This window comes from Bradyrhizobium canariense (genome assembly GCF_019402665.1).
Lineage (GTDB): Bacteria > Pseudomonadota > Alphaproteobacteria > Rhizobiales > Xanthobacteraceae > Bradyrhizobium > Bradyrhizobium canariense.
The window spans coordinates 58651-84408 of sequence record NZ_VSST01000006.1; the positions used below are offsets into that span (position 1 = coordinate 58651).

The 25758-nt window shown below is 61.5% G+C and carries 18 protein-coding genes; 1 reads left to right on the forward strand and 17 read right to left on the reverse strand.

The genetic code is table 11. The annotated features are described in order from the left end of the window. Window positions 1-86 precede the first annotated feature (86 nt). From FXB41_RS02680 to FXB41_RS02720, 9 genes are all read right to left on the reverse strand, one after another. Window positions 87-1367 (reverse strand): MFS transporter, encoded by a 1281-nt coding sequence (locus tag FXB41_RS02680; RefSeq protein WP_245285904.1) that lies wholly within the window; start codon window positions 1365-1367, stop codon window positions 87-89. Window positions 1368-1547: 180 nt separating this feature from the next. After that, the gene (locus FXB41_RS02685; RefSeq protein WP_219679286.1) at window positions 1548-2600 is read right to left on the reverse strand and encodes a 2,5-dihydroxypyridine 5,6-dioxygenase NicX family protein; all 1053 of its coding nucleotides are present in this window, start codon (window positions 2598-2600) and stop codon (window positions 1548-1550) included. 1 nt (window position 2601) lies between these two features. After that, entirely contained in the window at window positions 2602-3471 is an 870-nt protein-coding gene (locus tag FXB41_RS02690) for an alpha/beta fold hydrolase (RefSeq protein ID WP_219679288.1), read from the reverse strand. Next, window positions 3468-4184, reverse strand: a complete 717-nt coding sequence (locus tag FXB41_RS02695) for an isochorismatase family protein (RefSeq protein WP_219679290.1) — start codon at window positions 4182-4184, stop codon at window positions 3468-3470. Before FXB41_RS02695 ends, FXB41_RS02690 begins: the two co-directional genes overlap by 4 nt. Before the next feature lie 33 nt (window positions 4185-4217). After that, window positions 4218-5429 (reverse strand): FAD-dependent monooxygenase, encoded by a 1212-nt coding sequence (locus tag FXB41_RS02700; RefSeq protein WP_219679292.1) that lies wholly within the window; start codon window positions 5427-5429, stop codon window positions 4218-4220. 37 nt (window positions 5430-5466) lie between these two features. Then, complete coding sequence (locus FXB41_RS02705; protein WP_219679294.1) at window positions 5467-5955, reverse strand: (2Fe-2S)-binding protein; 489 nt, start codon at window positions 5953-5955, stop codon at window positions 5467-5469. A gap of 1 nt (window position 5956) precedes the next feature. Further along, window positions 5957-6826 (reverse strand): FAD binding domain-containing protein, encoded by an 870-nt coding sequence (locus tag FXB41_RS02710; RefSeq protein ID WP_219679385.1) that lies wholly within the window; start codon window positions 6824-6826, stop codon window positions 5957-5959. 2 nt (window positions 6827-6828) lie between these two features. After that, window positions 6829-7266, reverse strand: coding sequence for an SRPBCC family protein (locus FXB41_RS02715; RefSeq protein WP_246648539.1), 438 nt, complete (start codon window positions 7264-7266; stop codon window positions 6829-6831). Between the two features lie 16 nt (window positions 7267-7282). Then, window positions 7283-9541: a xanthine dehydrogenase family protein molybdopterin-binding subunit gene (locus FXB41_RS02720; RefSeq protein WP_219679298.1), complete on the reverse strand. Its 2259-nt coding sequence runs from the start codon at window positions 9539-9541 to the stop codon at window positions 7283-7285. Window positions 9542-9960: 419 nt separating this feature from the next. Between FXB41_RS02720 and FXB41_RS02725 the strand changes: the two genes are divergently transcribed. Next, window positions 9961-10431 carry a MarR family winged helix-turn-helix transcriptional regulator gene (locus tag FXB41_RS02725; RefSeq protein ID WP_219679300.1) on the forward strand — a complete coding sequence of 157 codons (471 nt, stop codon included), beginning with the start codon at window positions 9961-9963 and terminating at the stop codon, window positions 10429-10431. A gap of 877 nt (window positions 10432-11308) precedes the next feature. On the opposite strand, the gene FXB41_RS02730 is transcribed toward FXB41_RS02725, so the two are convergent. The 8 genes from FXB41_RS02730 to mdeB form a co-directional block, all read right to left on the reverse strand. Then, complete coding sequence (locus tag FXB41_RS02730) at window positions 11309-11884, reverse strand: oxidoreductase dimerization domain-containing protein (protein WP_311985781.1); 576 nt, start codon at window positions 11882-11884, stop codon at window positions 11309-11311. 123 nt (window positions 11885-12007) lie between these two features. Further along, complete coding sequence (gene scpA / locus FXB41_RS02735) at window positions 12008-14182, reverse strand: methylmalonyl-CoA mutase (protein ID WP_219679387.1); 2175 nt, start codon at window positions 14180-14182, stop codon at window positions 12008-12010. Between the two features lie 34 nt (window positions 14183-14216). Further along, window positions 14217-16094 (reverse strand): methylmalonyl-CoA mutase family protein, encoded by a 1878-nt coding sequence (locus FXB41_RS02740; RefSeq protein ID WP_219679303.1) that lies wholly within the window; start codon window positions 16092-16094, stop codon window positions 14217-14219. 110 nt (window positions 16095-16204) lie between these two features. Then, entirely contained in the window at window positions 16205-18220 is a 2016-nt protein-coding gene (locus FXB41_RS02745; protein WP_219679305.1) for an acetyl-CoA carboxylase biotin carboxylase subunit, read from the reverse strand. Window positions 18221-18228: 8 nt separating this feature from the next. Then, window positions 18229-19758: an acyl-CoA carboxylase subunit beta gene (locus FXB41_RS02750; RefSeq protein ID WP_219679306.1), complete on the reverse strand. Its 1530-nt coding sequence runs from the start codon at window positions 19756-19758 to the stop codon at window positions 18229-18231. A gap of 17 nt (window positions 19759-19775) precedes the next feature. Further along, on the reverse strand, window positions 19776-21488 hold the full coding sequence (gene lpdA, locus FXB41_RS02755) for a dihydrolipoyl dehydrogenase (protein ID WP_219679309.1): 1713 nt from the start codon (window positions 21486-21488) through the stop codon (window positions 19776-19778). Window positions 21489-21496: 8 nt separating this feature from the next. After that, on the reverse strand, window positions 21497-22777 hold the full coding sequence (locus FXB41_RS02760) for a 2-oxo acid dehydrogenase subunit E2 (protein ID WP_219679311.1): 1281 nt from the start codon (window positions 22775-22777) through the stop codon (window positions 21497-21499). Between the two features lie 17 nt (window positions 22778-22794). Continuing rightward, entirely contained in the window at window positions 22795-25473 is a 2679-nt protein-coding gene (gene mdeB, locus FXB41_RS02765) for an alpha-ketoglutarate dehydrogenase (RefSeq protein ID WP_219679312.1), read from the reverse strand. Window positions 25474-25758: the final 285 nt, after the last annotated feature.

The window sequence follows — 25758 nt, forward strand, 5'->3', positions numbered from 1 at the left end:
GCCCCGGTTGACGGAGTGCCCGCTCCTTTTCTTTACGCATGCCAGATCGACAACGGTCATCTCGCTGGTCAAACGTCCTTCCACGGTCAAACACCCTTCACCGAAGCAGCCTTCATCTCGGCTTCCGTTTCCGTCTCGACCTTAAAGCCTTTCGCGGACAAATCACGACCGAGGGTCTCTGGAAGCAGAAGAGAGGCGATAATGAAGACAGTCGCAGCAGGCAGGGCCACCGCGACCATGCCGTTGAGCAGGCTTCCGCCAAAATGGGCGGCCGCAAGTGGCACGATCACAGGGGCTATGCTGCCAAGCCCGCGACCTCCCATATAGAACGTCGACACCGCCGTCGCACGCAGGTTGACCGGATAGAGCTCGGAGATCCAGACGCCGGTCACACCCAGGGCCACGTTGCCAATGCCGAAACAGATGTAGAGCCAGAACATCGGCCATTCAGCCTTCGATCCGGCGTAGAGCTGGCTGCCCCAGAGGGCCATACCAACCAGAGACCCAACCCAAAACAGGGCGGGCACGAGAGCTCCGAAGCGGCGGCCAGCTCTGTCGTTGAAAAAGCCGTTCGCGAGGTAGCAAACGCCGCTGACCACGGAGAGCAGAACGGCCGTCGTGCGAACAACATCACCCGGCGTATGCATATCCCGCAGCAGCAGGGTCGGGATAAAGGAGACGACGCTGTAGTAGCAGAGCATGTAGCTCATCAGCCATACGAACGCGATGACGGTCTGCCGTGCTAGCCCATTGCGGAAAAGGTCCGCAAGGGGAAGTGTGCGAGCTTCTCCGGTGACCTGACCGACCTTGCGTTGGGCCTCATACTCCAGCCAAATCTTGGATTCAGGCATGAAGAAACGAATGAAGACAATCAGCAGAATGGGCACGCCGCCACTCAGCAGGCCGATGCGCCAGCTCCATTCGTCGCTGAACGTCGCAATCAGCCAGATGCCAACGATTGAAGCCGTGGATGACGCGATCACGGCACAGCCTTGAAGCGCGGCCGCCCCCAAACCTCGGCTGCCTTTTTTCCAGGCCTCGTTGAAGAGCACCATGCCCACGCCATACTCGCCGCCAAGACCGATGCCGGTGATCAACCGCAGCCCGGCAAGCGACCAGTAATTCCATGCGAATGCGGAAACAATCGCAGCAACGGAAAACAATGCGATCGTGAGCTGAAGCGAGGTCTTTCGGCCAAGTCGGTCACCGATGACGCCGAATAAAGCGCCGCCAATGGCCGATCCGAACAATGTGAGAGCCTGCAGTGAACCGATCTCGGCGAGCGATAGCGACATCGACCGTTGGATCGCGGGCAAAAGGAACGGAAAGATCAGAACGTCGTAGAAGTCGAGAATGTAGCCCAGCATCGCTGAGATCATAATCGAATACCGTTGCCTCGCTGTGTAATCTTCCGAAGTTCTGATAGTTGTAGACATGTGGTGCGCTTCCCGAAAAGAAACTGGACAAGTGATGGTCGTTACCGAGCGCTTTCCGCGTCATTGGGAGTCGCAAATGCGGCTCCGGGCACAGATTTTGATGAGCTAGGCCTAGCGGCCCAGCGCTCTCAATTCCGGATAAGCAAAGTCGCCTTTGTCGAGGATGTGGATATCGTCGAGCCACAGGCTGCAGCCGCGAAGCGGGATGTCCAAATGACACGGCGTGTCATTCGTGCCGCCGAGCTCCGTGTTCGGACCCGTCGAGAACAGGACGTTCCCGTAGAACGAAAGCGCATTCATGATGTGCTCCGACGAGAGTTCCTGGGAGGCCGCGATGTGGTGCCAGGTGGCACGCTCGTTCGATCCCCAGCCGATATGAGAGATCGCCCAACCGCGCGGATCGCCGAAACTGTCGATATAGTTTTTTATGAGGAGCGCGTCGGTCCCCTCGCCCTTGAGATCGACGATGTAACCGTCCTTTACGGTCAACGTGACCGGCGACTGGATATAGCGCTTGAAAGCGCAGAGGATGTCACCTGGCATCAGCACCACCGTGCCGTTAACCTCGCCGTCGGTCGCCTGAGTGAAGGCAAAGCCTGACGGGAAGTGATCCCAGCGCCCGGGCTCATCCGTGTATCCGTATTCGGAAATGACCGGGTATTGCTTCAGGCCATAAGTTACGTCCGTTCCGCCCGGCGACGTGATCCGCATTTTTCTGGCTGACTGGAGAAGGGTTCGAGAGAGCTCGGTTCGCCGACGCAGATCTTCAGTCGGGAACATCTTCTTAAGGATGTGGAATGGCTCCATCACGCGCAAGATGCGCGTGCCAGCTTCCTGAATTTCGGCTTGCTCACGAGAGAATAGCAACCCGAGGAGATCGATCACCATGTCCACGCGCTTGAGCGTATCGATCGCGGGCTGGTTGCCCGTGAGCGCATGCCGGCCCTGCAAGCCCGCGACCTTGCCCTGGCCGTACTTCGGCACATTCAGATGAAAGGTTGTTGCGCCCAGGCTCCGCGCGGCCAGCATGAAAGCGTGAGCATATTCCTGCTGATCCTCGCCGCCACTCAGGACCGCAACGACTTCGTCCTTCTTCACCTTGCAGAGCGTAAGTTCGGCCTTGAAGAGCTCGAGCATTTCAACATCAACGATTTGTCGGGACATCTTAACTGACCTCCTGTTTGCCGAACGTAGACACGCGACCGTCGAACCGATCGTGCGGTCGCGCTAGAAGCTCTTCAACGATTGAAAGGAAACCCTCGGTATCGTCGACTTGCATTTGGTGACCCGCGCTTTCCAGCGTCCTGGTCGCGATCGACGGCAGCAATCTGCGAAATTCTTCTTCATCTTCGGGCCGAATGACCCCTCCGCGTCCCGCAACGATCAATGCGGTCGGAACGCTGAGATGGGCGAGGTCGCGGTGAATATCATCGTGATGAAACCCCTTGTGGCTCTCGATGAGCGCTCGCTCGTCGCAGGTGTGCATCCACTCGGCCCGGGTGCGGATGTGCTGCTCGGGCCACCGTGGAGCAGAGGGGCTCCGTAGCGCCGCGTCGGCTTCTCCGCGCTTCGCGCTTTGCAGCAATTTGAGAAGCGGTTCGACCGGAATCGGATAGGCGCGACGTCCAGGACCGGAAACTGGCGGGTCGACCAGTATCAATTGGTCCATGGACGACGGCCGCCAACGCGCGGCGCGGATCCCGATGCGGCCACCCATCGAGTGACCCATCAGCGTATAAGAGCCCATTCCAAGCGCTTCAGCGAACCCGATGAGGTCGGATGCGCATGCGTCGAGCGAGTAGTCGAGATGCGGGCCGCTTTCGGAAAGGCCGCGACCGCGGACATCGAGCACAAAAACGTCGTGTCCGGAGCACAGACGCTCTGCGATGAAGGCCCATTGCGCCGCAGTCGTCGAGATGCCGGGGACAATGATGATCGCCGGCCCAGCTCCGCCGAACCGCAGGTAATGCTGCCGAATGCCGTTGGCTCGCACATTGGCGCCGTAAAGCAATCCGGATGTCGCGGCACTGCTCACGTCTGCTGATCCTCGATGTGGTCATCCGACAGCGCGCGAAGCCGCTCAATGGCGGCCTCCGTCGGCATGACATCCGCGTATTTGCTCGCAATATCGAACAGGTTAACGGCATGCGACGTGGGCGAGCGGTCGTAGACCGCGTCGCTTGGCACAATTGATTTGAAGTTCAACGCGCACGCATCCACGACCGAGGCCCGCACGCAGCCGCTGGTCGTGCAGCCGGTCACCACCAGCGAGTCGACGCCGGCACCGATCAGATACGTCGCAAGCGGAGTGCCGAAGAACGCGCTTGCCTGCGTTTTCGGCAGGAGCAACTCGCCGGGCTCCGGAGCCACCTCGCGGACAAAGTCATAGCCCTCTGGCGGAATCCGCATGATACCCGGGATCTTCGCGGAGAACGCGCCCTGGTCCTGGCCCACCTTCCGCGCGACATGTGGAAAAATAGCCGGCCACTTCTTCTCGCGAAACAGCCGCACCAATTCGGCGATGTATGCGATGGCATGCCAGCCGGCCTCGCCGCAGCTGGTAGGGTATTGCTTGATCGCTTGGCGGATCGGCATCGGTCGGTTGCCAACCGAACGATACTGCACGTCGATGACCAGCAATGCCGGTCGTTTGCCGAATCCCGCCGCGTCACCCAGCCCGGCGAGGGCATAGGTCTCGCGCTCGTCCAGCGGTATCACATCGTCCCAGGGTTGCTTGATCCCAATCACTGTTGCGCTCCAGCGGTCAAAATCGTGAGCATGTCAGTGAAGCGGTACGGTGGTCGCATCGTACTGGTAGATCCAATCGTATCGCGCAGCCGTCGCTTTCGGCGTCCACTGGGTCTTGATGTAGTCACCCGCCGTCTCCGGCCTGCACAGCGCCTGGTTATGGAAGATCGGCAGCATGCCAGCCGCGGACTTCACGACCTTGGTGGTGCGATCGAGCCGCAGGCCCTGATACGACTTGAATGCCGCCGCGATGTCATCGGGATTCTCCTCGAAACAGCGGGCGAGGACGGATGCATCCTCCAGGGCCATGTTCACACCCTGCCCGAGGTACGGCAGCATTGAATGGCAAGCATCGCCGAGCAGGGTGATGCGTCCCTTCGACCACGTAGCCAGTGACGGCCGCACGAACAGGCCCCACTTGTTCAAGGTATCCACATTTTTGACCAGCTCGATGATGTCGGGATGCCAGCCCTCGAAGTCCTTCAGGCATTCCTCGACCGAGCCCTTCTCCGACCAGGATTCGAGCAGCCAGTCGTTATGGTCTACCTGACCCGAAAAGGTCATCATGACCGTGTTCTGCCAGCGCACCGGATAGGCCGTGACGTGGGCGGTGGGCCCGATCCAGGTTGCCACCTCGGGTTCGCGCTGATGCGGCGCAAGGCGGTCGACCGGCACGAGACCACGCCAGGCAATGGCTTTCGTGTACTGGCTCTCGATGTTGCCGATCAGGCCAAGACGGACCTTTGAATGAGCACCGTCAGCGCCGATCAGGGCGCGCCCTTCGACTTCGGAGCCGTCAGTGAGCTTAGCCCGAACCGCTTCGTCGTTTTGACTGAACCCTACAACGTGGGCGTTCAGATGAATGGCGCCCGGCTTCAACTGCCGCACGCCGTCAACGAGGATCTTCAGCAGGTGAGCACGCAGCAGCAAATAGGGCTGGTTGCGCGCCGCGTCGGAGCTCCGGTTGTAGAGGGGCCACCTATCACCGGTATTCCAGAGCCGGATCGAGCGTCGTTCGGCCGCGATGCAGTTCTGCTCGACCTGTTCGGTGAGGCCGAGATCCCGAAGAACTCGCACGCCGTTCATAGAGATCCAAAGACCCGCTCCTACTTCGCGCAACTCGGACGCTTGTTCAAATACGTCACAATCGATGCCGCGACGAAGCAGCGATAGCGCCATCGCCAAGCCGCCAATGCCGGCGCCGGCAATGAGGACGCTTGATTTATTGACCTTTTCAATGCTCATGACATCTCCAACGATAATTTCGCTGTCTTGCAACGGGTTAGGCGACATCTTCGGAGACTTGCTCGGCGGCAAGGCTCCTTACGGCCTCGAAGATCTTGGTGTATCCAGTGCAACGGCAGAGGTTGCCGTGCAGGTAATGACGTATCTCTTCGTCAGTCGGATGCGGCGTTGCCTTCAACAACGCTGTGACCGCCATGATGAAGCCTGGCGTGCAGAAGCCGCACTGAAGGCCCCCGTGAAGCACAAACGCCTTCTGAATCCGTGACAGGCCATTGGGCGGCGTCACGCCCTCAATTGTCGTGACCTCGCGCTGATCGACATCGACGGCGAGTGTGGTGCAACTCGAAATCGGCTCACCGTCGAGCAGTACGGTGCACGCGCCGCACACCTCCATGTCACAGGAGCGCTTGGTTCCCTTTAAGCCAAGACGATCCCGGATAAGGTCGAGCAATAGCGTATGGACTGGAACGTCGACCGCTATCACTAAACCGTTCAACGAGAATGAAATCGGCAACACGCGTGTCATTTCACGTGCCCCCGCCTGCGGCGATCGCCTCTTCGGCGTTTCGCAGCAGCAAGACACCTGCAAGGTGGCGCTTATAGTCGGCGCCGCCATGCCGATCCTCATTGACTTCAAGCCCATCTAGCGCGGTCGTGAGCACAGCCTCGATGGCCGGACGGACTTCGCGAACACGGAGGCCCCGAAGAGCGTCCTCGACCACCTTCAAAGGTTGAGGTCGCGAGCCGAGCGCTCCGACCCGCACGCGGGCATCTTTGATCGTTCCTTTGCCAGCGTCCATGGACCAGGCCATCGCGACGTTCACGGAGGGCCTCTCTCCATGCTTGAACCGCCGATAGGTCACCGGGCCGTTCGGGCACGGAAAGACAACGAGTGTCAGCAACTCGTCCGGCTCTCGTATCGTTTCCAGCTCACTTCGGATGAAATCGTCAGCGTGAACGACGCGCGTACCGTCGCGGCCAATGAGCACGAGACGCGCATTAAGAGCCGCGAGCAAGGTCGGAGGATCGGCGTGCGGTTCTCCAAAACAGAGATTGCCACCGATCGTGCCGACGCTGCGAACCCTAATGTTCGCCACATCGGCACAGAGCGACGACAGCGCTGGCACATGCTCGCGAACAACAGGATCACTGCTGATCTTCTTGTGCGTACAGCGCGCACCGATTTCGATATCATTCGCATCGTTCAGAGCAATGCGATCAAGTCCGGGGATACCCTTGATGTCGATAAGCCGGTCCGTATGGATGACGCGCATCTTCATCGCCAGCAGCAGTTCGGTTCCGCCGGAGTAGAACATGCCGTCACCGGAATCCTCGACCGAACGCACGGCGTCGGCAATCGTCGAAGGCCTCTCGAATTCGAAGGGCAATGGGAGCATGATCAAGCCGCGCCCAACATTTCTTTGAGCCGCCTCTCGAACTCCTCGAAGTTCTGATCGACGCGACGCTTGATGACGCCGAACCCCATAGTTGCGAGGCGACCTTGCACGTCGACCTTCGCGTCCACAGCGAATGTGGACCCCGACCCCTCCGGCGTTACGGTTACGTCGAGAACGACCGCCAGCCTCGTCCCGGTGAACTTGTCGCGGCCAGTGGCGCGCGTGCGGACGTGAGACGGCTCCGTTAGCGATTCAACGATGATGTCGGCCGGGACCTCAACCTTGAAAGGGCCGATCTTCTGTTTGACGGTCGCCTTGTAAGTTGCAAGCCGCTCGATTTCCTCGACTTTTTCGCAGCCGGGGATGCAGCCCGATATGCGAGGCACGTCGAGCAGCGTGCTCCAAAGCTCGGCCGGCGTCGCTGGCACCATCATCGACATATTGAATTCCATGAATTCAGTTCCTCTTCTGCAGGGCGCGCCATACCTTTTCAGGGGTCATTGGTAGGTCGGTGATCCGAATGCCGTAAGCAGCGAACAGCGCATTGGCGATCGCTGGCGCGACCGGAAGGATTGCTCCCTCGCCCATACCCTTGGCGCCGCCTGGGCCAGGACCGTCGCCATTTTCGACAAGGATGGTGTCGAACACGAGGGGAACGTCGGAGATGCGCGGTATCGAATAATCGATCGGCGTCGCATTGATCGGCTGGCCATCCTCGAACTCCAGGACTTCATAAAGTGCGTGTCCGAGGCCCATGATCGCAGCCCCCTCGTCCTGCCCTTCCGCGGCGACGCGATTGATCACGCGGCCGACATCAGCGGCGCTGGCATATCGAGGCACATGGATCTCGCCGGTGTCTTCATCGACAACGATCTCAGCGAGGCCCGCGGAAGTCTCCCAGAACAGAGGGGACTCAACCAGGGCGCCCTTCTTCGAGCGTGGCGTAATCGCGCCGCGGCCGATGACCTCTCCCGAATCGACACCCAGCGTGCGGTGAAAAATCTGGTGGAAAGTGAGAACCTCGGATCCGGTCGTGACACCGCCCTCAACAAGCGAGAGGTTCTCCCGGGGAAGCTCCCAAACATCAGCAACCATTTCGAGTATCTGATCGGCTGCGTCGAGTGCGGCATTCTCGACGGAAAGGCCGACGACCACGGTCGATCGGCTTGCGCCTGTGCCCCAGTCGTAAGGGGCGACGGCCGTATCGGTGCGCAAGACGGTTACCGCGGAGGCTGGCTGCTTCAAGGTCTGCGATGCGATGCGCGCCATGGTCGCGTGCGCGCCCTGGCCGACTTCAATGCTGGAGACCGAAACGAGGATCGACCCGTCGATCTTGAGACGTACGATCGCGTTACTAATCGGCGTATTGGCCGGATCGGTCGCGGCGACTGCCAATCCGCGCGCTTGCCGGTTGGAGGCCTTCACCTCCGATGCGAACGACTGGGTCACTCGGCCCATCAGCTCACTCATATCCATATCGAACGCCCGCAAATCGGGGCGGATGCGCTCACCGCGGGACGCCAAATTCCGCAACCGAAACTCGGACGGATCCATGCCGATTGCCGCCGCGACATTATCCATGTGCGATTCTTTGGCCCAAACAGCTTGCGGCCCCCCGATCGAGCGGAACGCCGCACCTGGAACGGTGTTCGTGTAGACCGCGCAGGCCTCAAGACGCAGATTGGGCACCGCGTAGGGGCCCATGATGCGATTTGCCGCTTTAGTGGCGACGGCCGAGCCTGTGTCGGAATATGCCCCGCCATCGAGCAGCAGTTTGGCGCTCTTGGCGAGGATCCGTCCGTTGGCGTCCACAGCCGTTCGAATCGTGATGTCGGCGCCCAACCTTCTGCACGTGAGCATCGATTCAGCTATGGATTGGGCAATCCGGACCGGGCGTTGCACCTTCCACGAAGCAGCGGCGACCAAAGGCTCAATCTTCACCGAGGCCTTGCCGCCAAACCCTCCGCCGACAAACGGAACGATCACCCGGACCTTGGCCAGTTGCAGCCCGAAGAGGCGCGATAGCACTTTCTGAACAGCGGTCGGCGTTTGTGCACCTGCCCAAACCGTCAGAGAGTCCCGCTGGAAATCCGCAATGACCGCATGCGGCTCCATTGCGAAGTGAGAAATGGCCGGGAAAGTGAAGCGATCTTCGTGGATATACGCTGCGGTCGCCTCCGCCGCGTCAACGTCTCCGACGTTGTTCCGGTAAGTGTGGAAAATGTTGGTGTTCTGGGTCGGCCGGGCGCCGCCCTTGAAATAAAAGTCTTCCAGATTTTCATGGCGCTCGTGGATGAGCGGCGCTTCTTCCGCCAGGGCTTCCTGGATGGTCGTTGCGCGCGGAAGGTCATCGTATCCCACATCGACTAGTTCTGCGGCGTTTTCTGCGATCTCGATTGTCTCCGCGATCACCACGGCGACGGGTTCGCCCACATATCTCACGCGGTCGGTCGCAATGATCGGCCGGTCTTTAAGCACAACGCCCCAGTTACCGAACGAGGCGACGTCTTCGCCGATCAGCACGTCCACAACGCCGTCCATGGCCCGTGCAACGCTCGAATCGATAGAAGCGATGCGGGCATGAATGGCTGGCGAGCGAACCACAAACCCATGCAGCATCCCCGGAACCGTCAGGTCGGTAACGTACTCGGCGCGGCCCGTAACCTTTTCGATCAGGTCGGGCCGAACGGAACTCATGTTGTCAATCGCCGACATACGCAAATCCGATGGTACTTTGGTGCGCCGGTCCGTAAGGCGTGAAGCCAAGGTCCGGGGAGCAATCTTAGGACACTACAACATTTATCACTTGTATGCAAGTGCTGCACTTGCTTGCAAGTATTAGATGTTCTCTTCCCGTGATCGGAGGCAAGCCGGAGCGAATCGGTCTAGCCCAGCGCGTGCGAGAATGGGTTTGCCTCTTAGGCGGAGCGGATTTCGATATGCGAACGACGGACGCATCGAAGCGAGCCACTTCCGGGGCTCTCAACGAAGCAAATCGCATTAAACAGAATGAAGTCGAACAAAGATGGATTTCCTAGGTCGGGAAATGTAGACAATCGGCCGGCACCGGAGACCTTCGGAGCTTGAGGCCTGTATTTCTTGAACTGAGGCAACCTACGGCAAGGAAGCAAAAAGTGGTGCAACCCAAGACAAAGCCGCGCGCGGCCGGGAAAGTGAAAGAAGCTATAGATTCGTACCGGCTGGATGACGCACCGGGCTTTTTGTTGCGAGTCGCGCTCCGTACTCACACGTCCATCTTTGCCGCTAAGATGATTGAAGAATTAACGGGGCCCCAATTCTCGACGCTAGCGAAATTGAAGGAGGTAGGCCCTTGCTCGCAAAACCACTTAGGACGGCTAATTCATTATGATTCGGCGACCATCACCGGCGTTATCAATCGCCTGAAATCTCGCGGCCTCATCAAGAGCTCCAAAGACCCTCTGGATCCGCGGCGACGCGAGATAGATTTGACTGAGAAGGGAAGACGGATAGCGGACGCAGCGATTGAAACTATTGGCGAGATTTCCGGCGAGACATTCGCTCCGCTGACCCAAGATGAATATCGAGCGCTCACCGAAATCTTGAAGAAGATCATACGACGCTGATCAACCGGCTTCGAGCGGCACTAGATATCGTCAGCAGCCGAGAAAAAGGGCCCGGCGATCGCGCCGGGCCGAGTAGAGGGAGGAAAACGAAAGATCGCAAATCTTTCGCAGACGCCGAATGCGGAATTCGATCGTAGAAACCCAACGAACGACCTCCGGCAGCAATACTATCGTACATGTCAGACCGCATTTTGTGCTGAAGTCGGCATCTCTCCGCACCGTTTCCGGCATTTGACGGGTCGTACGATTTCGACAGCACGACAAAGAGCGCGCGCGAGACTTGGAAGGTCCCGATCACCAGGCTCCACGCGTCCGGTTCATTTCATCGCCCGGCTCCGATCTCGCAATGCCCGCACCGCCGTACCCGCCTTTGCAGTTCAGAGATCCGAATCTCCTGCCAAGGGATGACTGCCGGTCCCCGTTGCGTCGATGAGTATCTATTCCATGACTCTGCGCGCTGAATGAATCGTGCTAGTGACCCGAGGGGCTGTCCTCAATCGTCCCTACCTAGCGCGCGGAGTATCTTCCTTCTATAGCTCGCCAGGTCGAACAGGAGTCTTGGCACTCTTTTGAGCGCAATCGCCTTGCCCTCGATTGCGAGATGTAGAACTCGTACCAATCTGGCAAGACCAAGTTCTACAAACGCGAGCCGAACATGCGGATCGTTCACAATCCTGAGCTGGTTGTCTACAATGACGATGGATGCCGCGAGATCAGGTTTCGTCTCCAGAACGAAGTCTCGACATGCCGCGGCAAATTCCTCCTCTTGAACGCTCAAAGGTACCTTTACTTCCCTGCGAGAACTCCCCGCCATATTCGGGTCCCCTATGAACGAACGGCAGCGAGGCACCTGATGCCGGCTCAGGTTTTTGGATTTCTAGTGGCTCGCGCGCTTGGTCGATCTCTTCGGACCCGGCAACACATCCGTGCAAACACCTTCATACACTTCGCCAGCCAGGCCTATTGTCTCTCCGAACGTCGGATGCGGATGGATGGTCTTGCTGAGATCAATTGCATCGGCGCCCATCTCGATCGCCAGGCAGATTTCTCCAATCATGTCGCCAGCGTGCGGGCCAACGTTCACACCGCCGATGATGCGGGGCGTCTCTTGGTCGATGATCAGCTTGTTCATGCCATAAGACGCGCCCGAGGCGATCGCTCTGCCCGAGGCAGCCCACGGAAACTTCGCGGATCTAACGTGCCTGCCTGAGGAGGCCGCTTCATGTTCCATGATGCCAACCCAGGCCACCTCAGGATCAGTGTAGGCGACGTTCGGGACGATCCTCGCGTCAAAGAAGCTCTTGAGCCCGGCAGCCGCTTCTGCCGCGACATGCCCCTCGTGAACCGCCTTATGGGCGAGCATCGGGTTACCCGCGACATCGCCGATCGCGAAAATATGAGGCAAATTCGTCCGCATTTGCCTATTGACTGCAACAAAACCTTTGCGTCGCATCTTACACCAATCTTCTCCAAGCCCAGATTTGCGCTGTTAGGCACTTTGCCTGCGGACTGCAGGATCAAATCGTACGTTCGACGCCCCGGCTTTGAGCTTTCAATCTGGACCGATACGCCGTTACTATCTGCCGTGGCGCTTACTATATGCCGCCTCACTGTGCCCGAGCCGAGCATTGAGCTTCTGGATCAGCTGATCCGCGGCGTCTGCGATCACGGTACCGGGCGGGAAGATGGCTTCGGCACCGGCGGCGTAGAGCTCATCATAGTCCTGCGGCGGCACCACGCCGCCGATGATGATCATGATGTCCTCGCGGCCTTGCTTCTTCAGCGCGGCCTTCAGCTCCGGCACCGCGGTGAGGTGCGCGGCCGCGAGCGAGGAGACGCCGAGGATGTGGACGTCGTTCTCGACCGCCTGCCGCGCGGCCTCGTCGGCTGTCGCAAACAGCGGCCCGATGTCGACGTCGAAGCCGATATCGGCGAACGCCGACGCAATCACCTTCTGGCCGCGGTCGTGGCCGTCCTGGCCGATCTTGGCGACCAGGATGCGCGGACGGCGGCCTTCCGCTTCCTCGAACGCGTCGATCAGCGCCTGAACCTTCTCGACCTGGTTGCCCATGCTGGACGCCTCCCGCTTGTAGACGCCGGTGATGGATTTGATCTCGGCGCGGTGCCGCCCGAACACTTTCTCCATCGCGTCCGAAATTTCGCCGACGGTTGCCTTCGCACGCGCCGCGTCGATCGCCAGCGCCAGCAGGTTGCCGTTGCCTTCCCCGGCCGAACGCGTGATCGCGGCGAGCGCGGCTTCGACGTCCTTCTGGTTGCGCTCGGATTTCAGTCGCGTCAGCTTGTCGATCTGCAGGCGGCGGACATTGGTGTTGTCGACCTTGAGAATGTCGATCGGCGTCTCGTCGGTCGGCTTGTACTTGTTGACGCCAATCACCGCCTGCTTGCCGGCATCGATGCGGGCCTGGGTTTTGGCCGAGGCTTCCTCGATGCGCAGCTTCGGCAGGCCGGCCTCGATCGCCTTGGCCATGCCGCCGAGTTCCTCAACCTCCTGGATGTGGCCCCACGCCTTGGCCGCGAGGTCGCGCGTCAGCCGCTCGACGTAATACGAGCCGCCCCAGGGATCGATGATGCGGGTGGTGCCGCTCTCCTGCTGCAGGAACAGCTGGGTGTTGCGGGCGATACGCGCGGAGAAATCGGTCGGCAGCGCCAAAGCCTCGTCGAGCGCGTTGGTGTGCAGCGACTGGGTGTGGCCTTGGGTCGCCGCCATCGCCTCCACGGTGGTGCGCATCACGTTGTTGAAGACATCCTGTGCGGTCAACGACCAGCCCGAGGTCTGGCTATGCGTGCGCAGCGATAGCGAGCGAGGATCTTTGGGATTGAACGGCTTCAGCAGCTTGGCCCAGAGCAGGCGCGCGGCGCGCAGCTTGGCGACCTCCATGAAGAAGTTCATGCCGATCGCCCAGAAGAACGACAGCCGCGGCGCGAAGCGGTCGACGTCGAGACCGGCGGCGAGGCCGGCGCGCAGATATTCGACGCCGTCAGCGAGCGTATAGGCGAGCTCGAGGTCCTGCGTCGCGCCGGCCTCCTGCATGTGATAGCCGGAGATCGAGATCGAATTGTATTTCGGCATCCTTTGTGAGGTGTAGGCAAAGATGTCCGAAATGATCCGCATCGAGGGCGCCGGCGGATAGATATAGGTGTTGCGCACCATGAACTCTTTCAGAATGTCGTTCTGAATGGTGCCCGACAGCTTCTCCGGCGGCACGCCCTGTTCCTCGGCGGCGGCGACATAGAGCGCGAGGATCGGCAGCACTGCGCCGTTCATGGTCATGGACACGCTCATCTGGTCGAGCGGAATCCCTGCGAACAGCGTGCGCATGTCGTAGATGGAATCGATGGCGACGCCGGCCATGCCGACGTCGCCGCCGACGCGCGGATGATCGGAGTCATAGCCGCGGTGGGTGGCGAGATCGAAGGCGACCGAGAGGCCCTTCTGTCCGGCCACGAGGTTACGGCGGTAGAACGCGTTGGAATCCTCCGCCGTGGAGAAGCCGGCATATTGCCGGACCGTCCAGGGCTGGTTGACATACATGGTCGGGTAGGGACCGCGCAGGAACGGCGCGATGCCTGGCCAGGTCTCAAGGAAATCGAGCCCGGCGATATCTGCTTCTCCGTATGCCGACTTGACCGGAATGCCCTCCGGAGTCACCCACGGATCGACGGAAACGGAAGAAGCGGCGACCGAGCACCTTTCGAAAGCAATACTTGCAAAATTCGGGATAACGCTGATGGATGACATCTGAGTGTTCGCGTTCGATTGTCGATTATCCGGAAACCTTCGGGTTTTGGATCCGGTTGTAAGCGGCATTTAGCGTTGCCAAGGCGTCGCAACTGACGTGAATAAAGCTGCAGATGCCAGCCCGCCGAAACGCGGGCTCGGATAGAGAGGGAAGTCCCGCCAAATAGATGTGCCTAGCTCCGACTTGCTGAAGCGCGTGGGCGGAGATTTCGGCGCACTCCGCATAGATCTTATCGCTGGAGCAAAGGCAGGCAAGTTCGGCACCAGAGCCCGTGAATGCGAGGGCAAGCTCGGCTGGGTCGGCGAAGCCGGCGCCGTCGATAGCCTCAATTCCTCCCGCTTCGAAGAAGCTCTTGGCGAATGTCGCGCGGGCCGTAAAGTCGGTCGGTGTGCCGAGATTAGCAAGAAACACTCGCGGCCGCGCGCCGAGTAGCTTCAATATCGCATCGGACTTATCGCGGAGCGATTCGAACGGTTCCGCAAGCCGGATCGGCGGCAGTGGGTCGAATACGAACTTCTGATCAAAGCTAAGCGGAAGAGCCATCGGTCTTACGCTTAGTACCGCCGCTGCGCCTTCACCAAGGTTTGCGAACTCGCTCACTCCGGTCAGCGGGTCGCTGCGTTTCGCGAGATTTGCACAGCGCGCTGTGCGTGTAGCTGTGATCTTCGCCTGAAGCGTTCCTTGCTGTAGAGCGGCAAAAATGCCGCCCGCATTTTCAGTCTCTTGAAAACTCCTCCAGGCCGCCTCGCAAAGCTCCGTTGTTAGCGCCTCAATGCCGCCAGCACCTGCGGCAGGATCGCTAACCTTGGCAAGATTGCTTTCCTCCAGCAGCAGAAGCTGCGTGTTGCGGGCCACGCGCCGGGCAAACGAGTCTGGAAGGCCGAGCGCCAACGTGTGCGGCAGGACTGTGATCGCATTGGCACCGGCGATTCCCGCAGAGAATGTAGCCAAGGTAGCGCGCAACATGTTTACGTAGGGATCGCGCCGGGTCAACATGCGCCAGGACGTGTCAGCCGCAATGAACAGCGGCCTCGGCGCCACATCGCACACCGATTCGATGCGCGCCCAGAGGAGTCGCAACGCGCGGAATTTAGCCATAGTCAAAAACTGGTCGGCGTCAGCAGTGAGTCGCGCATAGATCATACTTCGCGCTTGATCCAGCGGAATGCGCGCTGCCTCCATAGCGTGCAGATATGCCACGCCGCAGGCGAGCACAAAGGCAAGCTCCTGCACTTCTGAGCCGCCGGCGTCATGAACGATACGCCCGTCGCTCGCGGCAAACGGCCCCTTGAACCCCAGCGTTACAAGCCCTTTGATCGTGCTGGCAACGTTCCGTGCGATTTCTTCCCAAGTGTATGGACTGCGTCCGCTTAGGGCGCACGCGCCCAGCGGATCGAGCCCAAATCGAATGTCGCAGACGGCAGGATCGAGACCGACCGACTTCACATATTCCGCAACATGGATCGCGGTCTTACGCCCGTCTGTACCAATTTGGAGTTCAATCCCGATGCCGGCATCAAGGTGGACGTCCTTTAAAGCTTTGGCGACGGTACCTGCCGTTTGATCGAGACCGAACCCGCGGCTGCTGTTGGCGCCGGCAAAGACGAGCGCCAGGCCCGTCGCCCCATTCTCCAGATCGTGAAGGGCCTGCCTATTGGCCGTCACCGCGTCTGGATGATCGATGCGCTGCATGATCTGCCAAGGCGCCGCGGGTGCCCGCCCGTCGACTAGTGCAATGTCTTTCGCGCGGAGATAAATCGGCTCGATTCTCAAGTCGTCGTACGTCCTACCAATCAGCTTTTCGAACGGCGCTCCCTTTAGCACGCCATCAACCAGCTTGTGCCAGTCCTGGCGTGAAGCAGGCGCAAAGCCCGATGCCAATGCCAACCGTTCGGTTTTCATCAAGTCCACCTAATCCCAAGTGACGCCGAGCTGCCCAACATGACTTCTGCCTGGAAGTAACCGGAATTCCTGCAGTCAGGCTGCCCATCTCAGGTCGCCTCTTGCGGTATTCAGGAAAACTCCAAAATCAGCGCGTCGACCGCGAGCGTCGCACCGGCGCTGGCGTGAATCTTCTTCACGGTGCCGTCCTGCTCGGCGCGCAGCACGTTCTGCATCTTCATGGCTTCGACCACCGCGAGCGTCTCGCCGGCCTTGACCTCCTGCCCTTCGGTCACCGCGATCGAGACCACGAGGCCGGGCATCGGACAGAGCAGCTTCTTGCCGGTGTCGGCAGCCGTGGTCACCGGCATCAGCCGCGCCGAGGCAGCTTCCGCTTCGGTCCAGACATAGACCGGCACCTCGACGCCCTGATGCGCAAGGCGGATGCCATTCGCGATCGGGCGCACCTGCACCGCCACGAGGTGCCCGTCGATGGTGCCCTGCCAGACCGGATCGCCCGGTTTCCACGGCGAGGCCAACAGATGCGAATTGCCGGCCTTACCCTCGGCGTCGACGAAGCGCACCGCGATCGCGTCGCCCTCGCGAGCGACCTCGAGCTGGATCTCCTGACGGTCGAGCCAGACCGCGCGGCGACGCTCGCGCTGTACGACGCGGCCGCCCATCTGCCCCGAGATCTGCCGCTTGCGCTCACCCAGCACGTGATCGATGGCGGCGCCGACCGCGGCGATGCGCCGGGCGACCTCGCCTTCGGGTACGCGCACCGCAAAGCCCTTGGGGAATTCCTCGGCAATGAAGCCGGTCGACAGCCGCCCTTCGCGCCAGCGCGGATGATGCATCAGCGCCGACAGGAACGGGATATTGTGGCGGATACCGTCCACATAGAACGAGTCCAGCGCGGTGGCCTGCGCCTCGATCGCGGCCGCGCGCGACGGCGCGTGGGTGACGAGCTTGGCGATCATCGGATCATAATGGATCGAGATCTCGCCGCCCTCCTGCACGCCGGTGTCGTTGCGCACGGTGATGCCGTCCTGGCTCGCTTCCGCCGGCGGGCGGTATTTCACCAGACGCCCGATCGAGGGCAGGAAGTTGCGGAACGGGTCTTCGGCATAGAGACGCGACTCCACTGCCCAGCCCGTCAGCGTGACGTCCTTCTGCGTGATCGCGAGCTTCTCGCCGGCGGCGACGCGGAGCATCTGCTCGACGAGGTCGACGCCGGTGACGAGCTCGGTGACGGGATGTTCGACCTGGAGGCGCGTGTTCATCTCCAGGAAGTAGAAGCTCTTGTCCTGCCCAGCGACGAATTCGACGGTGCCGGCAGAGTCGTAATTCACGGCCTTGGCGAGTGCGACCGCCTGCTCGCCCATCTTGCGGCGGGTGGCTTCGTCGAGCAGCGGCGACGGCGCTTCCTCGATGACCTTCTGGTTGCGGCGCTGGATCGAGCATTCGCGCTCGCCGAGATAGATCACGTTGCCATGCTTGTCGCCCAGCAGCTGGATCTCGATGTGGCGGGGGTCGACGATGAACTTCTCGATGAAGACGCGGTCGTCGCCGAACGAGGCCTTGGCCTCGGCCTTGGCGAGGTTGAAACCCTCGGCGACCTCCGAGGTCGAATGCGCGATGCGCATGCCCTTGCCGCCACCGCCGGCGGATGCCTTGATCATCACGGGATAGCCGATCTCGTCGGCGATCTTGACCGCGTGCTTGTCGTCCTCGATGACGCCGAGATAGCCCGGCACGGTCGAGACCTTGGCCTTGGCTGCCGCCTTCTTCGACTCGATCTTGTCGCCCATCGCCGCGATCGCGCCCGGGTTCGGGCCGATGAAGACGATGCCGGCCGCCTCCAGCGCGCGCGGAAACGCCTCGCGCTCGGACAGGAAGCCGTAGCCGGGATGCACGGCCTGCGCGCCCGTCTTGCGGCAGGCCTCGACGATCTTCTCGATGACCAGGTAGCTCTCCGCCGCGGCGGGCGGGCCGATCAGCACGGCCTCGTCGGCCATCTCGACATGGAGAGCGTCGCGGTCGGCTTCGGAATAGACCGCAACCGTCTCAATTCCCATGCGGCGCGCGGTCTTGATGACCCGGCAGGCGATTTCGCCGCGATTGGCGATCAGAATCTTCTTGAACACAGCTCTTCCTACAACGGAATGTTGTCGTGCTTCTTGGCCGGAATTTCCATCTTCTTGTCACCCAGCATGGCCAGCGCCCGTGCGATGCGGCGCCTCGTTGCATGCGGCATGATGACGTCGTCGATATAGCCGCGCTCGGCGGCGATGAAGGGTGACAGGAAGCGATCTTCGTATTCCTTGGTGCGGGCCGCGATCTTGTCGGGGTCGCCGATGTCGCTGCGGAAGATGATCTCGACCGCACCCTTGGCACCCATCACCGCGATCTGCGCGGTCGGCCAGGCGTAGTTCATGTCGGCGCCGATCTCCTTGGAGGCCATGACGTCGAAGGCGCCGCCATAGGCCTTGCGCGTGATGATGGTCACGAGCGGCACGGTGCATTGCGAATAGGCGAACAGGAGTTTCGCGCCGTGCTTGATCAGGCCGCCATATTCCTGCGCGGTGCCCGGCAGGAAGCCCGGCACGTCGACGAAGGTCACGATCGGGATGTTGAAGGCGTCGCAGAAACGAACGAAGCGCGCCGCCTTGCGCGATGCGTCGCTGTCGAGCACGCCGGCCAGCACCATCGGCTGGTTGGCGACGAAGCCGACGGTGCGGCCGGCGATGCGGCCGAAACCCGTGACGATGTTCTTGGCAAAGCTCTCCGCGATCTCGAAGAAATCGCCTTCGTCCACGACTTTCAGGATCAGCTCCTTCATGTCGTAGGGCTTGTTCGGATTGTCGGGGATCAGCGTGTCCAGGGACATGTCGACCCGCTCGATGTCGTCGAAGCTCGGCCATTCCGGCACGCCGTCTGTGTTGTTGGACGGCAGGAAGTCGATCAGCCGCCGCATCTGCAACAGCGTCTCGACGTCGTTCTCGAACGCGCCGTCCGCGATCGAGGAGCGCGTGGCGTGCACCGAGGCGCCGCCGAGTTCTTCCGCCGTAACCACCTCGTTGGTCACGGTCTTCACGACGTCGGGGCCGGTGACGAACATGTAACTGGTATTCTTCACCATGAAGATGAAGTCGGTCATCGCTGGCGAATAGACGTCGCCGCCGGCACAGGGGCCCATGATCGCCGATATCTGCGGGATCACGCCCGAGGCGAGCACGTTGCGGCGGAACACGTAGGAATAGCCGGCGAGCGCGGCCACGCCTTCCTGGATGCGGGCGCCGCCCGCGTCGTAGAGGCCGATGATGGGCGCGCGCGCCTTCATCGCCATGTCCTGCAATTTTGTAATTTTCAGAGCGTGGGTCTCCGACAGCGAACCGCCGAACACCGTGAAGTCTTTGGCGAAGACAAAGGTTTTGCGGCCGTTGACGGTGCCCCAGCCGGTGACCACGCCGTCTCCCGGAATCTTGGTCTTCTCCATCCCGAATTCGGTCGAGCGGTGCTGGACGAACATGTCCATCTCCTCGAACGAATGCTTGTCGAGCAGTAGATCGATCCGCTCCCGCGCGGTGAGGCGGCCGCGCGCATGCTGCGCGTCGATGCGCTTCTCGCCGCCGCCGAGCTTGGCGCCGGCGCGACGTTGTTCAAGGGCCTCGATAACGGACATCGATTGGGCCAACTGATCTACCGCTTTCTGGCGATTGGAGGCAGGTCGGTGCAAATGCCCTCATGGACTTCGGCAGCCATGCCGATCGTCTCGCCGAGGGTCGGATGCGGGTGAATGGTCTTTCCGATATCGATCGCGTCAGCCCCCATTTCGATAGCGAGACAGATTTCCCCGATCATATCGCCGGCATGCGGTCCGACGATCACGCCCCCGACGATGCGACCGGTTTCGGCGTCGAACAGCAGCTTCGTCATGCCATAGGACGCGCCCGACGCGATGGCCCGGCCGGACGCGGCCCATGGGAATTTTGCCGAACGGATCTTCCGTCCGGATTCGGCGACATCACGCTCGGACTTGCCGACCCAGGCGATCTCAGGATCGGTGTAGGCGACATTGGGGACGATCTTCGCGGTAAAGGCCGCCGGCTTCCCGGCAGCTACTTCCGCGGCGACGTGCCCCTCGTGAACGGCCTTGTGCGCCAGCATCGAACCGCCGACGACGTCGCCGATGGCGAAGACGTTGCGCGCCGTCGTTCTCATCTGCTCGTCGACCTGAATGAAGCCGTTCGAATCGATGGCAACGTCGATCCGTTCGAGGCCGAGCTCGCTACTGTTGGGAACACGGCCGGCCGATTGCAACACCAAATCGTACGATCGTGTCCGTACCGATACGCCTGTGGTACCGACCCTCACGCCGTCCGGCGTGATTTCGGCGGTTGATACGCTGCTTGCGACGTCGATATGCTCGAAGCGATGCGCGTTGCGCGAACGCCAGATCTTCACCGCGTCGGCATCCACGCCCGCCAGGATATCGGGAAGCCTTTCGACAAGATTGATCTTGGCGCCGAGCGAGCTGTAGACGGTCGCCATCTCCAGCCCGATGATCCCCGCTCCGATCACGAGCATGCGGCCCGGAATGCTTCGCAGCGCGAGCGCGCCGGTCGAGGTCACCACCCGCTCGTCCTTGGGAAGCACCGCCAGCTGCACCGCGCGCGAGCCCGTGGCGATGATGCATTGACCAAATTCAATTTGCTGCGAGCCTGCCCCCTCACCGACAATCTCGAGCCGCATGGCGGAGGCGAATTTCGCGATGCCGCGGATCACCGTGACGCGGCGCGCTGCCGCCATCTGGCTCAGCCCATCGGTCAGCTTCTTGACGGTGCCGTGCTTGAAGGCGCGCAGCTCCTGCAGATCGATCTGCGGCGCGGCGAAGCGAATGCCCTTGTCCGCGATCCGTTCGGCTTCCTCCTTGACGGCCGCAACATGAAGCAGCGCCTTCGACGGGATACATCCAACGTTCAGGCAAACTCCGCCCAAGGTGCCGTATCGTTCGACGATCGCGGTGTTCAGTCCAAGGTCTGCGGCCCGAAACGCTGCTGAATAGCCGCCCGGCCCGCCTCCGATCACGACAAGATCGTAGCGCGTATAATCTGTTGCGCGCTGGCCAACATCCTGATCCGCCGAGATCGTCTGGCCTTGCGCGCCCGCTTCGTCCGACGCCGACGCCGTGCCAATCATGGAGCCTTGAGACACCTTGTCTCCAACACGCAGCGACATGCTCGTGATCAGCCCTGCGATCGGCGACGGAATCTCCAGCGTGGCCTTGTCGGATTCCACTGTGATCAACGCCTGTTCCCGCACGACGACGTCGCCCGCCCTGACGTGGACCTCGACGACTTCGACGTCTCGGAAATCCCCGATGTCGGGGACCCGGATTTCCTCTGTCCGCATCTGCGTCCTCACAATGCGAAGCGCCGCAGATCGGAGAGCACCGACGCGACGAAGCCCAGGAACCGGGCCCCAGCCACGCCGTCGACGACCCGGTGATCCCACGACAGACTCATCGGAAGGATGAGGCGCGGTTCAAACTCGCGGCCGTTCCAGACCGCCTCGGTGGCGGCCCGCCCGGCGCCGAGGATCGCCACCTCGGGCGCGTTGATAATGGGCGTAAATCCCTGACCGCCGATGCCGCCGAGAGACGACACCGAGAAACAGCCGCCCTGCATGTCGCCCGACGCGAGCTGCCCCGCGTGCGCCTTGTCGGCGAGCGAGCGCATCTCCGCGGCAATCTGCCGAAGGACCTTCTTATCGCAGTCCCGGATCACCGGCACGACCAGACCTCTCGGCGTGTCGACAGCGACGCCGATGTGGACGTAGTGCTTGAGGATCAACTCATCGCCATCGAGCGACGAATTGAAGCGCGGGTATTTCTGCAGCGCCAAGGCCGCGGCCTTGATCAGCAGCGACACCATGGTGAGCTTCGCCGTGTCCTTCGCGGCCTCGGCATTGGCGAGCTGACGAAAGGCTTCGGCGTCGGTCACATCCGCTCTGTCGAAATTCGTTACATGGGGAATGACGCTCCAGTTGCGCGAGAGGTTCGTACCGGTCAGCTTCTGGATCCGTGTCAGCGGCAGGCGCTCGACCGAGCCGTACCTCTCGAAATCCACCTTGGGCCAATCGACCGGGGCGCCGGGCTCAGGCGCCATCGCCGGTCTCGATCGCCCCAGTCCGTTGACGAAGGCCGCCACATCCTCGCGCAAAATCCGGCCCTTGGGGCCTGTGGGCACGACAGAGTCCAGCGTCACGCCGAGCTCACGCGCCAAAGCGCGGACCGACGGCGATGCATGCGCCGCCCCGCTAGGCTGCGGCTGCTGTGCACGTGCTCGCGAGTCATCGACTGGAGCCGCGGGCGCCGGCCGTGACAGCGCCTCCTGCTGCGAGATCCGTTGCTCCACCAGCGGTGCCGACGCAGTCGCCGGCGGAGGCGCGGTGGATTCGCCGCGACCTTCGAGGACCATCAGAACCGAACCTTGAGAAACCCGCACCCCGACGTCGATCATCAGTTTGGCCACCGTGCCTGCGGCTGGGGATGGCACCTCCATCGTCGCCTTGTCGGACTCGATCGACAGCAACGGCATGTCGATCGTGACCTCGTCGCCGACCGACACATTGATTTCGACTACCGGGACATCCTTGTAGTCCCCAATATCTGGCAGAACGACTTCAATTGAACGAGACATGCGCGCTTCGCCCTCTCTCAGCGCGACCAAGGCGATGCAACGCCGGTCGGCAATTCGTAGCTGGCGATGGCTTCGGCGACCTGCTCACGCGCCACTTGACCCAATTTTGCCAGTGCCGACAGCGCCGCAACGACGATCTGCTTGCGATCGACCTCGAAGAACGATCTCAGCGCGGCGCGTGTATCGCTGCGCCCGAAGCCGTCGGTGCCCAGCACCGTATAGGGCGCCTCGATGTAAGAACCGATCAGTTGCGGATACGCCCGGACATAATCCGATGCCGCGACGATCGGCACCTTGCCGCCGAGGCATTGTACGACGTGGCTCTCGACCGGGGTCGACAGCGGCGAGAGCCGATTAGTTCGCTCCACATCGCGCGCCTCCCGCGCCAGCTCGGAAAAGCTCGTTGCCGACCAGACTTCACAGGCCACTTTCCATTCGCTTTGCAGCATCGCTGCGGCGGCGAGCGCCTCCGGGAGAATGGCGCCCGAGCCGACCAGCCTGATCTTCGCCGGCCCGTCAGCGCTCGGCAGAACCCGATAGAGACCCTTGATGATGCCGTCGCGTGCATCGTCGGGCATCGAGGGCTGCGCATAGTTCTCGTTCATCGCCGTGAGGTAATAGAACTCGTCGTTGCCCTGCTCGAGCATCGACCGCATGCCGTGATCGACGATGACGGCCACCTCGTAGGAGAATGCCGGATCGTAGGCCCGGCAGTTCGGAACGGTCGCCGCCATCAGATGGCTGGACCCGTCCTGATGCTGCAAGCCTTCGCCGCCGAGCGTCGTCCGGCCGGCCGTCGCCCCGATCAAAAAGCCACGCGCGCGCTGGTCCGCCGCCGCCCAGATCAGATCGCCGACCCGCTGAAAGCCGAACATCGAATAGTAGATATAGAACGGCAGCAACGGGAAGTTATGGATGCTGTAGGAGGTCGCCGCCGCGGTCCATGACGAAATCGCCCCCGCCTCGGTGATCCCCTCCTCCAGCAATTGACCGTCGATCGCTTCCTTGTAGTACAGCATCGAACCGGCATCTTCCGGCTCGTAGAGCTGTCCCGCCGGCGAGTAGATGCCGACCTGTCTGAACAGGTTCGCCATTCCGAAAGTGCGGGCTTCGTCGGCGACGATCGGAACGATGCGCGGGCCGAGCGTTTTGTCCTTGAGCAAATTGGTGAACAGCCGCACGATCGCCATCGTGGTCGACGTCTCCTTGCCGTCGCCGCGCAGCGCGAACTCCGCGTAGGTTTGCAGCGGCGGCACTGGCAGCGCCGCCGAAGCGCGTCGCCGCGCCGGCATGTACCCACCGAGTGCCGCGCGACGGGCGCGTAGGTACTGAATTTCCACGCTGTCTTCCGCAGGCCTGAAGAATTCCAGATCCTCGACTTGTTTGTTGCTGAGCGGCAGGGCGAACCGGTCGCGGAACGCATACAGCGCGTCGACGTCGAGCTTCTTGGCCTGGTGCGACGTCATGCGCGACTCGCCGGCGCCGCCCATGCCGTAGCCCTTCTTGGTCTTCGCCAGAATGACGGTCGGCCGACCCTTAATGTCCTTCGCGGCGGCAAAGGCCGCGAACAGCTTCTTGAAGTCGTGGCCACCGCGCTTCAGGCCGTCGATATCCGCGTCCGACATGTGCGCAACTAGCGCCCGGACCTCGGGATCCTCGCTGAAGAAGTTGGCGAGGTTGTAGGCCCCATCCTTGGCGCCGAGCGTCTGATATTTGCCATCGACGGTGTCGGCGAATTTGCGCAGCAGCGCATGCTTGATATCGCGCGCGAAGATATCGTCCCAGTCCGATCCCCACAGCACCTTGATGACGTTCCAGCCGGCGCCCTGGAAAAGTGATTCGAGTTCCTGAATCACCTGCCCGTTGCCGCGGACCGGCCCATCCAGGCGCTGCAGGTTGCAATTGACGACGAAGGTGAGGTTGTCGAGATTTTCCCGTGCCGCCAGGGCGAGCCCGGCGATCGATTCCGGCTCGTCCATCTCGCCGTCGCCGAACACACCCCAGACGTGACGACCAGCCGTCTGCACCAGGCCGCGATGCTGCAGATACTTCATGAACCGCGCCTGGTAGATCGCGCTGATCGGGCCGAGGCCCATCGACGCCGACGGCACCTGCCAGAACTCTGGCATCAGCCAGGGATGCGGATAGGACGACAGACCGGGGCCACTCAGTTCCTGGCGATACAGCTTCAAATTTTCGTCCGACAATCGGCCTTCGAGATACGCTCGTGCATAGACTCCAGGAGACGAATGCGGCTGGAAATACACCAAGTCCCCCTCCGACTCGGAGCTTGACGCGCGAAAGAAATGATTGAAACCGACTTCGAAGATCTCTGCCGCCGAGGCGTAGCTGGCGACGTGCCCGCCGAGTTCCCCATAGGCCTTGTTGGCACGGACCACCATCGCGAGCGCGTTCCAGCGAATGATTGCCGTCAGGCGGGTCTCGATCGCGATGTCGCCGGGGTAGGGCTTCTGCTGCTCAAGCGGAATCGAATTTCGATAGGGCGACAACGGCGGAGAGTCCAGCAGAACGCCGAGCTCCTTCGCACGCCGATCGAGCGCAGCCAGGATGTATCGCACGCGCTCGGCACCGGCGCTGTGGTGGAGCGATCCAAGCGAGGCGAGCCAATCGGCGGTTTCGACCTCATCCTGATCGGCGTTGACGGCCTTGCGTGGCGGATCGATGTGTGCAGTCATGCGTCGGGCTCCTCGAAAGCCCGCACTTGGTAGCATCGGGTGCTATGGCACGTGCTGCTGAATACGGCCGCGTTCCGACAGATTGCCCGGCTCCGGCGGGACGCCGAGGCTCGCATTGCAGCATTCTCTGCTGTTGGTTTAATCGGGCGAGTGATCGAGCCGTCGGCCGCCTGACAGGTGCTCCCGCTTGGTCACGGCGCAGCATGCCGCATCGCTCAGCGCTCACGCCGCAGTAGCGGGCATCTTGTCGCAGATCAGCGAACTCGACGGCTCGCCGCGACTAGT